Source organism: Candidatus Paceibacterota bacterium, assembly GCA_028716825.1.
Lineage (GTDB): Bacteria > Patescibacteriota > Minisyncoccia > Minisyncoccales.
On record JAQUPA010000002.1, the window covers coordinates 1 to 14,704 of the forward strand.

Sequence of the window (14,704 nt, forward strand, 5' to 3'; positions counted from 1 at the left end):
ATTTTAAAGATGGAAAATTATCTGCAAACACAAAAAAAGGACATGCAAATAAAAAAACAAATATAAATATTATATATGTTTTTTTTATCATATTAAAATTCATTTCTAATCTTATCTTTAATAACTTTTTCGCACTCTGCGTTATATTTTTTATAATTCTGACCAACTGAAGTACAGGAAAATATATAAACTTTTTTATTTTTAGCAAAAGAAATATCAATAACTCTGCTTTTCTCAAGATAGATAGGTTTATCATTTTCGTCTGCGGCATAACTCATTTTATCAACAGTCTTTATTGTTTCTTTGCCGTTTATTTCAGAAAACTTCAATTCTTTCTTCGAATAATCCCAATTTTGTGTTGCGAACTCTTTTATGTTAAGCCGTTGAGGATTAAGCTGGATATAAACTTCCATTACTACACCATCTTGTAATTCTGTATCTATAATCTGGTTTGGACCAAATTTTTGTATTTCTAAAACTTCATCTGAAACATATTTTTTAACCTTCCATCCCTCTGGAACCTTCATTGAAATACCTTCTTTTCTGTTTATTACTAATTTTCCTTCAGGTGTATCTTTTATAACAATCATATTCTCTGGCTGATTCTGCCACCACCAATAATATCCAATACCAGCAACGATAACTAATAATCCAACTATTATTAATATAATTACTAATTTCTTTTTCATAATTTTATATTTTTAATTTTTATTAATCCAATAATAAATTTTTCTATTTTAACATTATTAAATTTTATTTTCAAATTACACTACAAAAAAATCGGCTCGTTGGAGCCGATTTTTTGTGGTATTCTTTTTTATTATTTTAGTTCTTCTCCGAGTTCTTTTCTTATAAGATTAACCAAGTCTTTTGTTGTAGTGCTGGCTTTTAAAACGTATCTTGTATTATACTCTTGAGCAATTTTTCTCACTTCTGGCGTGTCGTAGTTTGAATAAAGAATAACTGGAATATCTTTTGTTTGTGGATCTGCTTTAAGTTTCCTTAGAGCGTCTGTTCCGTCCATATTAGCGTCTGGTAAAATAATATCAAGTAATATTAAGTCTGGCTTCTCCTCTTTTGCAATGGCAACGCCACTCTCTGCGTCTATAGAACGAGAAACTTCATAACCTTCTACTTTAAGCCGTTCGCCATACATTTCAGCAAGTACTTTCTCATCCTCTATCATTAATATTTTCTTTGCCATATAATTACTACGAATTTACTAATAATTACGAATATACTTATTATATTATAACAAAACCTTTATAAATTTAAAATACGTTTAAACTTTACGCCATTATTTGTAAAATTGACCAAAAGCCCTAATTTTAATTTTCTCGCTTTTAAATATGCATAAACTTGTTCTATGTCTTTTCTTGAAAATCTATCCCCCTTTTTAATTTCTAATATTATTTTATCTTCTATCAAAAAGTCAAGAAAATATCTGCCTATCTTTTCATCTAAATATTTTAAAGGCACCAAAACTTGCTCTTGAAAATTCAATTTTTCTTTTTTAAAAACTGCTGCAATAGCTCTCTGGTAATATTTTTCTTGGTAGCCAACGCCTAAATTGTTATATACTTCAAACATTATTCCAATAATTCTATAGCTCAATTCTGGATAAATCAAATCTGTTTTTATTATCTTTGTCTTGTCCATTATATTCGTAAATTCGTATATATTCGTAAATTCGTAGGAACTATCAAAAATCTTTTAAAAATTTCTGCATTTTAGCTCCATTTATCGGCAATTCTACATAAAAGAGACTTCCCTTGCCTCTCCCTTCGCTCTTTGCCCAAATTTTTCCTTTGTGCGCCTCAACTAATTTTTTGGCAACATAAAGCCCAACGCCAGAACCCTCAGGAAATAATCTTACGCCAGTTCCTCTCCTGTAAATTTTAAAAAGCTGACTCATATCTTTTTTGGAAATTCCCATACCAGTATCTGAAACAGTAATTAATATTCTTTTTTGTGTTCCGTTTTTTTCTTCAACTTTTACCTCAACATTACCATGGTCAGTATATTTAATTGCATTGTCAATTAAATTTAAAACAACTAATCTTATTTTTTGAGGGTCAATTGTAATTTTAGATAAATCCTTCTCGGGTTCTTTGTATATAAGTTTAAGTTTTTTCTTTGATGCCCTTACATAAAGTTCATCTACTATACTTTGGATAAGATCTTCAAGTTGGGTTTCTTTAAATTCAAACTCCATTCTTCCCATCTCAAGACGAGATATGTCCAAAAGCGAATTTACCAATCTTATAAGTCTTTCACTTGAATCATTAACTTTATCAAGCGTTACTCTTACTTTATCTGAAATATCTCCATAAATTCCCTCTTGTACCATTGCAACATATCCTTTAATCGCGGTTAAAGGAGTTCTTAGCTGGTGAGATGCAATTGACAAGAACTCGGTTTTTGCCTCGTCTAATCTTTTAAGTTCTTTATTGGCTGCTTCAAGTTGTTCTTTTAATTCTATCTCCCGCAAAACACTTCTTATTAATAGATATCCAAAGAAACAATAAAAAAGGAAAAGTCCGCTATTTAAAATTCTCATAGCCATACTTGGAGCAACAATAGCTTGGAATAATAAAATTAGTCCAATTAAGCCTACGAATAGTTCTGTCAAAACTACCCTAATTCCAAAAAGTTTTTTAGATATAATTGCAAAAGCCGTAAAACCAACAAAGAAAAGAGTAAAATATGGTCCAAACTGAGATGGTTCAAATGCTCCGAAAAATAAAGGAATTAAAAAATTTGTAAATGTAGCCAGAGTGCCTGCGACAATCAAGCCTATTGCTAAATATTTTAACTGAAGTCTTTCTATTCCTTTTAAACGAATATATTTCCTTACTAATATTGCAAAAGCCATTATAATATAAGCGAGAAAATAAAGTGCAAATACAATAACAAAATTTCCGAAAACTAAATCTACTCCAACATTTTTTTTCATTGCTATATCTTTCACAATTAAGTCAGTAAATGTTAAAACAACAACAAATAGAGCGGGTAATATTATCAATAATTTCTTTTTTAACGACATTTTTTTCTCTTGTCGAGGAAATATCATCGTAAAAATTAAGAGACCCAAAGCAAAAAGACCTGTAGTCGTAAAGGTTAATTTTGTTGCTATTAAAGTATGAGGATAGTTTTTTACGTGGTCCGCGGCAAAATTACTTATAATCCATGCAACAATAAAAAGAACCGTGAGAGCAAAAACCTGATTAACTCTCTTCTTTTTGTTTGTCCAAAAAACAATGAATGCTAAAACAAAGTTTATAATCAAAACTATAAAAAAAGTAGCCCAAATTAATATCTCAATCATAAATAAATAGAATAATTATATTATTATATTCAAAACAAAAGCAAAATGCCAGGCTGCAATATAAGCCCGCCTGGCATCTTACAAGGAACTGTTTAGGACTGCGTTTGCTTCCTCCACCACTTCTTCTTCAATGACATCGCCGTTGAGATACTCGTAAAGTGGGGGATTTTCCAGGAAAGCTGCATTGGCCTTATCGCGTGGAAGAACCACTGGAGCAGTCAAGCTGCCCATATAGTACTTCGGTTCCCCTATCTCCTCAAATGGGAAACCAAGAAAGCGAATAAGACCAAGAACAACAACATCAAGGCTTGCAAACCAATGAGTGATGTTCTTTTCGTACCAAGTCTCTCGGTAAAGCGCTCTGATCAAGGCAAGAGATATTGAATGCCTCGCGTACATAGAACGCTCTTCCATGTTCAACGCCTTAAAGACGTCGGAACATATCAATCGAGAGATTTCGCAAGATTTTTCCGCTTTAGGCGGAAAATAGCATTCCGGAAAATCCCTATAGATTGGCAGAGGCAAGTCTTTTGTTGGATAGATCGCCCTCACCATTCCTATAATTCCACTTTTCACCGGCAATCCATCTCTATAGGCGATGAAGGTCGAAGATCTTTCGGGAGAATCATATTCGTCCTGTTCTGAACGAAATGAGTAATTGTTGGCTAACCACCCTAGCTTCCCCACATAGATCTCGTATCGAAGTCGATATGACGCATTTAGCTCCTTTCTCGTCTCTGCTTTTTTTACCACTAAGACAGACATTTAGTTTCACCTCCCTTCTGCAGTCCTCTTATTGTAACGTGCTTGTGTATCTTTATTAAAAATGACTGCAATACATTATAATATTACAATCAGATATTTAAATTCTATCATATTTTATTAATAATGTCAATTTAAAAAAGCGGGGTAGCACTTTCGCACTACCCCATGGGATCGAATTGAACAACGAACGGGAGCTCATGACCCTTTACGGTCTTGATTACGACAGAAACCGTAAGGATTGAAGCTATCCAAGCCGCTATCACTGGCTGAGGATAATGCTCAATTTCCCCTTCAATCACCTGTCCGAGAACAGGCAGAAAGTAGGGATTAAGCTCTACCCTCTTTGCCATGTTGAACATCAACTCCCAAACAGAGATTTTCTCGAGTTCCTGTGGGATAATCCCCTGAGGGATACCCAAAAGGTTTTCGAATGTCTCTCCGTTCGGAGTCAGGCAGAAAAGAACTGATCCCCACCCGACATCAATCGGGTAAAGAAAGATCTTTTTCTGCCGACGGCAAGCCCTTGCAAGCTCCAAAGAGGCGGAGATTCCCGGATCCGGGTCGATACCATCGATTACTATGTCGCACTTAGCAACAAAATCAGTGGCGTTGTCCGGTTTGATAAAATCCGCCCAGGCCTCTACCCTCACATCAGGATTAATCCTGGAAAGGACGTCTATCAGGACAATTGCTTTTTCCTTCCCAACGTCCTCCAGAAAGAAAGCCTGGTGATTTAGGTTCGCTACCTCGACTGTATCAGGGTCAGCCCAAACGAAGTTTTCCACCCCAAGTCGGCACAAAGCCTCTGCTACGAACGATCCCATTCCGCAGCCAGCAATACCGACAGTGAGTTCTCGCAAGCTCCTCTGTTCCTCCTCTGAAAGGAGGCCAGCATTGCGAGAAATGAGTTCCTTATAACGGAACATTCTAATCGACCTCCTTTCTTCGTATATCGATTAGATTTTTTAGGTTCTGTATTTTATATTATACACCGCTTAATTGAAAAAGTCAAACAAAAACGCAGGTTCCCCTGCGTTTTAGATTATTTTTTAAAAAGATTAATTAATCCCAAGTTCCTCTGCTACTTTTGGATTAAGTTCTGTTGTAATTTAAATTTTTATTTCCTTAAACAATTTTTTATGAACTTTAATCACTCGATATGACTCTTTTAAAAAATCTTCAAAATTATCATTCTTAGTAATTTTATTATATAGGTCGGTAAAATACTTTGGAACGGTTTTACCGCCTATTTTTATTTTTCTGTATTCCGTATAAAAAACTGCTTTTTTCTTTAATAATTTCTGGATGCGACTATCATTTAAAACTATGGGCGCAATAATTTCACTTAAATGCCATTCAATATAGGGAAATTCAAATTTTTCAGAATTCATTTTTGGATGCATATTTTTCCATTTTTCAAAATACAAAAAATGACAACATTCATGCATAATAATCTCCATCGCATCTTTGATATTTTTGTAATTAAAATATATAAAAAAACTCCAGTCGTTTAAAAAACGCGGGCAAATAGGATTAATAGATATCATTGCTTTAATTATGTCTCTGTTTAAGGGCCAAGTGATTTGTAAAATTTCTGAAAGTAAAATAAAAAAATCTTTTTCAGTTTTTCGCCAATTTTTTTCATATCTAACCTTATTTTTATTTATTATTTTTTGATTCTCTTCTCTGGTTTCAAAAATATATCCTTTTAAAAATTTGACTTTTTCCTTCTCGTTTTTAAAAGAAAAAACTTCTTTGATCTTAGGATGCTTTTTAATTATATACTTATCCCACCCCCAATTATCTTGAATTAAAAAACTGTGCATCCAATCAACTTCTTTAAGTAATGTAATGTTTATAAATTTTACTTTTGGAGTAAACATATAAAAACCCTAATTCTGTCAAGATTATACCATAAATAGAATTAGGGTTAAAAGGAATTTAATTTTCTGTCGAAGGAAAGGATGTTTTGGGATCCATTTTTTCTATTAGATCCCGAATCAGAAATTCGGCCGTCGCTTTAGCATGAACACAGAAAATATCGTCTACCTCCCAAATACTACCTTTACTTTTGTAGGCACTGTAGGGACAACCTCCTCCGCAGATACTTAAAGCAATACAGTTATAGCACTGTTCCATAAAAAGTGGGGAACGGAATTTCCATTCTTCCCAAATAGGATGATTGAAGGGATCAAAGGTAATATCTGGGTGAATAAAATATTTTCTACTTCCGCAATATCCCTGACAGACTCCAACCATACCATCTGGAGCTATAACTATTTGCTCGCCACAACCGCCACAATCATTGTAATAAATGTAGCCTTCAACAAAAGCATTTACTTTTCGCATTATTCTGTCTTCATAAATCCCCTTTTCTCTAAAGAAACGGTAACACTTAATAATCTGTTTAGCAACCTTTTCGGCATATACTTTAGCATCTCCACGAATACCTTCTATGCCAATACTTTCTATCAAAATGTTAAAGCTTATCGAGGTTGCACCCAATTCATTTACAAACCACTTAGAAATCTCTTCCAATTGTTCTACATTGTATTGACTGATTGTACAACAAATCCCCGTATTAACTCCGTTTTTAACAAGAAGCTGATAGCCCCTTATGGTATCATCAAAAGATCCATGGCCATCACGACGTCTACGACACTTATCATGAATTTCCTTGGGACCATCCAACGAAACTGCCACATTAACATTTCCAAAGCTTCTAAGCGTTAAAGCAATTGTTTCGTTAATTAATGCACCATTTGTATTTATTGTGATAAAGGTAGTGGAAGGAAGGGTTTTTTTACTTTTTAGGCTTTCAATATACCTGAGCATTCTTTCAACTACCTCGAAGTTTAGAAATGGTTCGCCTCCATAGAATATTATCTGAGGAGTCTCTACGGTACTGTTTTTACCTATTAATTTTGCGAATAAATCAATACCGAACTGGGCAGTTTTTGTCGACATCTTAGAAAATTGGTAGTTTTCTGGTATTGCACCCTCAATGAAGCAATAAATGCAGGCAAGATTGCAAACATCTGTCATGAGCAGATAAAGTATACCAATTTCCTTGTTTCTAAATTTCGTTTGAATCTTTGCGTATTCTTCAAGGTCAAGACGTCGATCTAATGGAAAAACAAGCTTGTGTCTTGTTAGTTCGCTAACAAGATTATCGTCTAAAGAGTTAATTTGATCATAAGAGATAATCTTGTGTTTAGCCTGCCTAAAAAGCTTTGCCGTTTCTTTATCAACAATAACTACATCTAAAGTAAGTGCATTGTATAAAGCCGTCAGGTTATTGATTCCTTCTACAAAATGACAAAAATCAGAAATTCTTAAATTCATTATTCAACCTCCTGTAATCGTTCTTGACACTCTATATTATAAAAATGGGGCAAGAAGAATTCTCTCTTACCCCTGTGGCACAGATCATCAACTACTCCTCGTTCTGGTCTTTGTCCCAGGAGAATTCTCGCAGTAACACGTTCCTCCGCAGATTCCCCCGCAACGCATCTGCATTCCATCCTTTACTTTGCCCCTGATAAGGGCAAACTGTTTCTCCGTCGGCACTAGAACCACAACGTTCTTCGGTTCCTTCTTGTTTTCCACGTTCTCTCACCCTCCTTTCGCCTTCTTTATGTTCCTTCGCTTCCTTTTCTCTTATTAAAATTTCAAGGTTCAAAAAACTACTCAAAAACTACTAATATTTTATAATAATCACCCAAATTGTCAAATATTTGGACAAAACAAGTATCATTTCATCAATTCATTTTTTATTAAAAGTCAAACCAAAAGCACGGGATTCCCCCGCGCTAAGCTATTTTAAAGGTAAAGTGTTAAATCCCAAGTTCCTCTGCTACTTTTGGATTAAGCTCTGTTGTAATTAAACTCTTTATGGCTTCTGGTTTAACCCATTTAATTTCCGCTACTTCATGCGCTTCTTTTGGATTTGCAATGGGTTTTTCATTGTTTAGGGTACAAAGGTGATAAATAATTATAACTGAAATCTGGGGATGAAAAGAAAGGTCTATTTGCTTTGTTGAAGTAACATCATATCCAGTCTCTGCTAAGACTTCCCTTCTTACGGCTTCCTCTCTTTCTTCGTTTGAAAATTGTTTTCCGCCGGGGAAAGCCCATTCTAAAATTGCGCCATCTTTACCTTTCTCCGGCTTTTTTCTTCTTATCATTAAAACCTCTCCTTTTTTATTTAAAACTACACCTAAATTTATAAGCTTATTTGATTCTATAACTTTATTAGATTTTTTAGGCATGTTGTTATCTTAATTTACTTTTAATTTACATTATAAAGATCTATTGTCAATAAAATTTAAACAATGAGTATTGACAAATTCTTATTTTTTTTGTAAAAAATATGATTGTGGAAAAACCATAACGTTCAGCTCTTTGAAAGGAAGATAAAAGACCACCGCTCGCTTAACGAAAAAGAAATCTGTAAGGAACGCTACAGCAATTCTGATTTCTGCAACAATTGTGACAGAATCTATCCCAATAAAAGGAATATAGAAAGTGTTCAAGATTAAGAAAGGAGTGATGCGCAACGAAAGTAGATCCAGATCCAGAAAAAACCTGCAAAGAGAACCAACCCGGTAAGTGGAAAGAATGTGGTAAACTTTGGGTCTCAAACGGAAACCAAAAACAAGCCATACAAAAGCTTACAGAGAACTGTCCAACAAGCTGCCCCTGGCACTTCAATAACTCACCTTACGCAGTAAACAGAACAATAACAGCAATGGTGGTTAATTCTCACCGGGGTTCCTTTGACTGGTCTGAATGACAATCTTCCGGGGTAACAAATAGGGCCTAGTGTAATACGCTAGGCCTTTCGTCTTTTAACTTATAAACTGCTATTGCCTTACTTTCCACTGAGGGTTTTTTTCGAGATTCTTTATAATATTTTTTTGAACTTTATCAACTTCTTTTGAAGAAAGGGTCTTTTTTTCTGACTGATAAATTATATGAAAAGACAGGCTTTTGTTTTTTTCTTTTTGATTGATATCCTCTTGATAAATGTCAAAAACTTCAACGTTTCTTATAATTTCTCCTCCTGTAGAATAAATTTTCTGGATAATTTCTCCTGCCAGAACATTCTCAGGAACAACAACGGAAATGTCTCTTATCGTTTCTGGATAGACTGAAGGTTTTTTATACTCATGCTCCCCTTCAATTAAGTCTAGAAGTGTTTTAAAGTTAATTTCAAAAGCAAAAACGGGTATTTTTATATTATAAAAACCAAGAATTTTTTTTGATACTTCTCCCAAAAATCCTATCTTTTTATTTCCAGTCTCGATTTCAGCTGATTTACCTTTCTCCCAGAAAATATTTTTTTCTTTTGTGTGACCGTAGAAAACATCAACCATCCCAAGTTCTTCAAAAAAACTTTCAAGAAGCCCTTTAAGCTCGTAAAATTCGGTTTTGCCTGCGATAATACCAGCAAAAAATCTTTTTTCTTTTTCTTTAAAAATATTTCCAATTTCAAAAAATCTAACATCTTTAAATCTCTTCTGGTTTAAAGTCACTGCTTTTAAGAGATTACAAATTAAAGAAAACCTTAGATATTTAGTATTTGAACTAATAGGGTTACCAAGTTCTGTTAGTTTTAATTTTTTGTTTAATTTTTTGAAAAAATCTCCTTCGTTATCTGAAATAAAAGAATAATTATAGGTCTCTGTAAAACCAAGCCCTTTCATTAGTGTTCTTATTTTTTTAACCCATAAAAGATCTAAATTCTTTGGTGGCAATGCCTTTTGTAAAATTGAAAAAGTGGATGGTATGTTCTCGTATCCAAAAATCCTTCCAACTTCTTCAATTAAATCTTCTGGAATGCAAATATCTCGCCTAAAAGTAGGAATTTTTAAAATTAAGACAGCTTCTGATTCTCGCTGAATTTCAAATCCTAAATCCTTAAATATCTTTACTACTTTATCTTTTGAAATTTTAATTCCCAAGAGACTTCTTAGATAATTAAGATCAATTTTTATAATATTTGGGAAAGTCTTTTTTGGATAAAAATCCAAGACGCCAGATTTAATATCTCCCCCTGCAATTTCTTTTATAAGGCCTGCGACTTTATCTATCGCTTCTCTAGCTAAATTAGGGTCAATATTTGCGGAAAAACGCATTGAAGCATCTGTTTGTAATTTAAGTTTCTTTGACGTTCTATAAATACTAACACCGTTAAAATTCGCAGACTCTAAAATTATTCTCTTTGTATTTTTTTTAATTTCTGCTTTTTTCCCGCCCTTAATGCCTGCGATTGCAATTGGATATTTTGCATCAGCAATCACCAAATTATCTTTATCAAGGGTATATTTCTTGTCTTCTAAGGTGGTAATTTTTTCGCCTCTTTTTGCCTTTCTTACAATAATTTCTTTTTTTTCTTTTTTACCAAAAAGCTTTTCATAATCAAAAGCATGAAGAGGCTGGCCCGTTTCTAACATAATATAATTTGCAGCATCTACTATATTATTTATCGACTGAACACCACAGCTTTCTATCTTTTGTTTTAACCATTTTGGGGATGGAGCAACTTTAACATTATCAATTATCCTTGCGCAGTATCTCTGGCAAAGATCTTTACTTTTTATTTCAATCTTTAAAATATCAGCTGTTTTAATTTTCTTTTCTTCGCTAAATTTATATTCTGGTGCTTTAAATTTATATCCTAAGATTGCAGAAATTTCTCTTGCAATTCCAATATGAGAAGAACAATCCGGCATTCTGTCTGGTAAAACATCGATATCTAAAATCCAATCATCGCTTTTTTTAATTAAATCTTCTACTTCTAATGTATGCATCATTAAAAGATCTGCCAATTTCTCTGGATTGGGTAATTTTTTTTGAAAAAATAATTGTAACCAGTTATATGAAAATTTCATAATTAAAATTGATTAAGAAAGCGAATATCGCTGCTGTAAAATAAACGTATATCGTCAATATTATATTTAATCATTGAAAGTCTATCTATGCCAAAACCAAATGCAAATCCCTGCCAATCTTTAGGGTTAAGTTTTGCGTTTTTAAGAACATTGGGATGTACCATACCAGCTCCTGCGCATTCAAGCCACTTTCCGTTTTCTCCCCTTATATCAATCTCAAAACTTGGTTCTGTAAAAGGAAAAAATCCTGGCCTCATTCTGACATCAACTTTTCTTCCAAAAAATTCATTAAAAAAGTTTTGGATAACTGCTCTAAAATCAACAACAGAAGTTTCTTTTTCTATCATCAATCCCTCTAACTGATAAAACTGAACTTCATGAGATACATCAGTTGCTTCATTACGAAAAACCCTACCAGGAACAACAATCCTTAAAGGAGGATTATTTTTTTCCATATAGCGCACTTGGACTGGAGAGGTATGCGTTCTCATCAACCTCCTTTTTTCTTTGAGCCATAAAGTATCTTGTATATCTCTTGCGGGGTGATCTTTTGGGAAATTTAAAGCATCAAAGTTATAACATTCATTTTCAATCTCAGGCCCCTCAACAACAGAAAATCCCATTCTTTCAAAAATATCTTCACACTTTTCTAAAACTTGGGATAAGGGATGAATATGACCTCTTTGTAATTTTTTACCTGGTAAAGAAATATCAATAAATCTATCTTCTTTAAAAGAAATTTTCTTTTCAATTTGGACTTTCTTCTCTTTAAAGAATTTTTCAGTCTCTTCTTTGAGTTTGTTAATCTCCTGTCCTTTCTTTTTTCTTTCTGCCTGAGAAAGACTACCGATTTCTTTAAATAATTGGTTGATTTTACCTTTTTTTGCTAAATATTTAATACGAAGCTGCTCTAATTCTTTTAAAGAAAGAGCTTTTTCGATTTCACTTTTAATTTGTTTTTTTAAATCCATAACAAAAATTAAGCTTATTTTTATAATAGTAACAAAAAAACGAGAAATTGAAAATAGTAATTACTTTCTTGGCATTGTGGATAATTCTATTATTTTTTCGATATTATCAGTCTTTACTGTCTTTATACGGTGATTCTTGTCGCATTTTTGACACTTATAATAAATTATATATTCTCCTGATCTTTTCTCTGCTGAAATTGGCTCCATTAAGCCTTTGCAATCGCATTTTCTATCTCCTGGATTTATATCTAAATGCTTTGACCAAAGGCATCTTGGACAATGATCAGTATAGCCCGTTCCCTTAACAGAAAAACCACATTTTTCACAGATAAAATCCTCTTTTTTCTTTTGAAATATTTTTTGCTTCAACATTTTCTATAATAAAAGAAAAAACAGGCCCGAGGCCCTTTTTTCTTATAAAAATTTTGTCTCATTGTTTATAACTTTTATAAATAATTCCTCTTCCCAATTTTTTCTAAATATTATATTTTTACTAGGTATTATTTTATCTAAAAAAAGAATGTAATTTGAATGTTTAATTGCTCTTTTCGATTTTGGAAACAAAGCAATTTTTATTGGTTTTCCTCCTCTTTTTTTTACTTTTCGTTCAAGATAGTCAAGTGTATTACTTGAATAAGACCTATCGATGATTGAGATTTTTTTATTTCTTAAATCTTTTCTGAATAATTCCATTTCTTTTGTCATATCTAAACTTAAATGACACTCCCACAACATTATCTTCTTTTTTATTCCTATCTCCTCTATAAAACCAAGGGCATATTTCAATCCTGCCTTTGGTATAAAAATATAAATGTCGCTTTTCGGTAATGTCTTAAAAAAACCAAAAATAGCAAACCTAGGAAAGTTAATTTTCCCAAAAATAGAATATTCTTTTTTGAGACGGGAATAAAAATCTTTTGTCTTAAAACAGCACCTTTTAATTTCTTTATTTTTTATTTTAATTTCTCGTTCTTTTATTATAGCCTTTATTTTTTTTAATTCTTTTTTCCAATGATTTGTTTTTTTAATTTTATAATAAATAAATTTGGGAATTTGATTTATTCTATTATCAGAACCAGCGATTCTAATTTCTAAGTTAGAATGTGGTCCTTCTAAATAAACAATTTCGAGATTCTTAAATCTAGATGAAATGTCTTTTTTAAACGAATAATGAACTTTTTCAGAAGTGAAAAGTTTATGCAGAGTAAATATCTCTGCCAAATTTAAAGTTGGATTTATATAATTTTCACTGAGATCACAAAGCACTACCTCTGGTGCACGTAAAATATACCTATATTTTCCGGGATAAAAAGACCATCCCTTGCTCAGTTTATCTGCAAGTTTATCTCTATCTGTAGTAATGTCTATAAAATTACTTTTAAAATGGGGCTTATTGTAAACAAGAATACCATTTTTTAATTCCTGAACTGGCTTAAGTGTATTATAAGTTTCGTCTAATAAACCTTCTTTATCTATCATAAAAATTTATAAAATTCATTTGCTATGCTCGATCTTGAACTTAAGGTACAACAAAAAGGCTTAAATTTATAATTTTTATAGATGCTTACTAATTTTTCTGTGAAATCTAAAATTTTCTGAGGGGGCAATGGATTACGATTACCCCAAACTGAACCTGGTCTAGGAAAAAAAACAGTATAATCGGAAACAACACCCTTCTTTGCAAGGGTTTCTATCCCAGCTATTAAACCACTCAATGGTTCTGTGCCTAATACGAAATTCGTTCTTGTTCTTCCTTTCCCAAAAATATCGGCACTATATATCAAAGACTCTAACATTCTATCATAGCCATAAATTTTTTCTTTTCCCGGACAAACTTTTTTGAAAATTTTTTTATTGAAACATTCTAAATTAAAACAAATGTATTTAAACCCATAATCAAATACCTTTTCAATATATTCAAAATTAAGAGGGGGCATTAAATTAAAATAACTATCAACCTTAGAAAATTCTATTTTATCTTTTATAGAATCAACTATATCAAAAATCATTTTCCATTCAAAATCTAAATCCGAAATGTTTCCAGAAATTATCGAAAAGTGAAAATGAGGTCCAATTTTATCCCTTAATAAAAGATCGACGCACTGAGAAATTCTCTTTAGCGTTTTATCTCTATAGTAATACCACCAATTTTTATAATCTCCGTTAAATTTATTTTTAATCTCAAAAACGTTTGGTTTAAACCCCTCAAAACCTAATCTTTTGGGATTTGCCCCACAAAACTTACACTGTTCTCCAGATATCCAGTTTTCACAACCATCATAAGGTATTATAGAAATTCTATCTACGCCTACTACACTTACAAATTCATCTACGGGTATACCATTAATCTTCTTTTTATTATATGGATATAGAGGAACTGCCTTAACAGAAACGGGCATTCTTTTGTCTGTTTTTTTGTCTAATATTAAGAATTTTTTATTTTTGACGAGACAAATAAAAGGAGATTCTTTCCTAAAATACACCTTTACTATTGATTTTTGATTACCATCCTCTAAGATCAATTCATCCGGAATAAAATTTCTTTTATCTGTTTTGACAGATATAAAATGCCTATCAGAAACTTTAATTTTATTGGCTTTATATTTTAAGGAAAATTCAGGAAATCCTTCTTGAATCGAAGAAAAATCAAAATCAAGACCAAAAGTCAATAAGAGAAGTTTAGTGTTTAGAACAAAAGAGGAAGTAGGGTTTTTTAGATAATGTTCAAAAATTTTCATTTTAGT

Annotated in this window: 15 protein-coding genes; all 15 read right to left on the reverse strand. The window is 32.3% G+C overall.

Annotated elements, in window-relative coordinates:
* Positions 1-92: 92 nt before the first annotated feature.
* On the reverse strand, positions 93-689 hold the full coding sequence (locus tag PHI88_00495) for a hypothetical protein (GenBank protein MDD5551632.1): 597 nt from the start codon (positions 687-689) through the stop codon (positions 93-95).
* A 131-nt stretch (positions 690-820) separates the two neighbouring features.
* On the reverse strand, positions 821-1,204 hold the full coding sequence (locus PHI88_00500) for a response regulator (protein MDD5551633.1): 384 nt from the start codon (positions 1,202-1,204) through the stop codon (positions 821-823).
* A 59-nt stretch (positions 1,205-1,263) separates the two neighbouring features.
* Positions 1,264-1,659, reverse strand: a complete 396-nt coding sequence (locus tag PHI88_00505) for a GxxExxY protein (protein ID MDD5551634.1) — start codon at positions 1,657-1,659, stop codon at positions 1,264-1,266.
* A 43-nt stretch (positions 1,660-1,702) separates the two neighbouring features.
* Positions 1,703-3,328 carry an ATP-binding protein gene (locus PHI88_00510; GenBank protein ID MDD5551635.1) on the reverse strand — a complete coding sequence of 542 codons (1,626 nt, stop codon included), beginning with the start codon at positions 3,326-3,328 and terminating at the stop codon, positions 1,703-1,705.
* A 78-nt stretch (positions 3,329-3,406) separates the two neighbouring features.
* Positions 3,407-4,093, reverse strand: coding sequence for a hypothetical protein (locus tag PHI88_00515; protein ID MDD5551636.1), 687 nt, complete (start codon positions 4,091-4,093; stop codon positions 3,407-3,409).
* 158 nt (positions 4,094-4,251) lie between these two features.
* Positions 4,252-5,019 carry a ThiF family adenylyltransferase gene (locus tag PHI88_00520; GenBank protein ID MDD5551637.1) on the reverse strand — a complete coding sequence of 256 codons (768 nt, stop codon included), beginning with the start codon at positions 5,017-5,019 and terminating at the stop codon, positions 4,252-4,254.
* Between the two features lie 183 nt (positions 5,020-5,202).
* Positions 5,203-5,976: a hypothetical protein gene (locus PHI88_00525; GenBank protein ID MDD5551638.1), complete on the reverse strand. Its 774-nt coding sequence runs from the start codon at positions 5,974-5,976 to the stop codon at positions 5,203-5,205.
* A gap of 58 nt (positions 5,977-6,034) precedes the next feature.
* The gene (locus tag PHI88_00530; protein MDD5551639.1) at positions 6,035-7,438 is read right to left on the reverse strand and encodes a radical SAM protein; all 1,404 of its coding nucleotides are present in this window, start codon (positions 7,436-7,438) and stop codon (positions 6,035-6,037) included.
* Between the two features lie 91 nt (positions 7,439-7,529).
* Complete coding sequence (locus PHI88_00535; protein ID MDD5551640.1) at positions 7,530-7,775, reverse strand: hypothetical protein; 246 nt, start codon at positions 7,773-7,775, stop codon at positions 7,530-7,532.
* 154 nt (positions 7,776-7,929) lie between these two features.
* Positions 7,930-8,364 (reverse strand): NUDIX hydrolase, encoded by a 435-nt coding sequence (locus PHI88_00540; GenBank protein ID MDD5551641.1) that lies wholly within the window; start codon positions 8,362-8,364, stop codon positions 7,930-7,932.
* Positions 8,365-8,958: 594 nt separating this feature from the next.
* The gene (pheT, locus tag PHI88_00545) at positions 8,959-10,989 is read right to left on the reverse strand and encodes a phenylalanine--tRNA ligase subunit beta (GenBank protein MDD5551642.1); all 2,031 of its coding nucleotides are present in this window, start codon (positions 10,987-10,989) and stop codon (positions 8,959-8,961) included.
* Positions 10,990-10,991: 2 nt separating this feature from the next.
* On the reverse strand, positions 10,992-11,960 hold the full coding sequence (gene pheS, locus PHI88_00550) for a phenylalanine--tRNA ligase subunit alpha (GenBank protein MDD5551643.1): 969 nt from the start codon (positions 11,958-11,960) through the stop codon (positions 10,992-10,994).
* 60 nt (positions 11,961-12,020) lie between these two features.
* Positions 12,021-12,332, reverse strand: coding sequence for an RNHCP domain-containing protein (locus PHI88_00555; protein ID MDD5551644.1), 312 nt, complete (start codon positions 12,330-12,332; stop codon positions 12,021-12,023).
* A gap of 42 nt (positions 12,333-12,374) precedes the next feature.
* A complete protein-coding gene (locus PHI88_00560) occupies positions 12,375-13,439 on the reverse strand; it encodes a hypothetical protein (protein ID MDD5551645.1) in 1,065 nt (354 codons plus the stop codon).
* A complete protein-coding gene (locus PHI88_00565) occupies positions 13,436-14,698 on the reverse strand; it encodes a hypothetical protein (protein MDD5551646.1) in 1,263 nt (420 codons plus the stop codon). Before PHI88_00565 ends, PHI88_00560 begins: the two co-directional genes overlap by 4 nt.
* Positions 14,699-14,704: the final 6 nt, after the last annotated feature.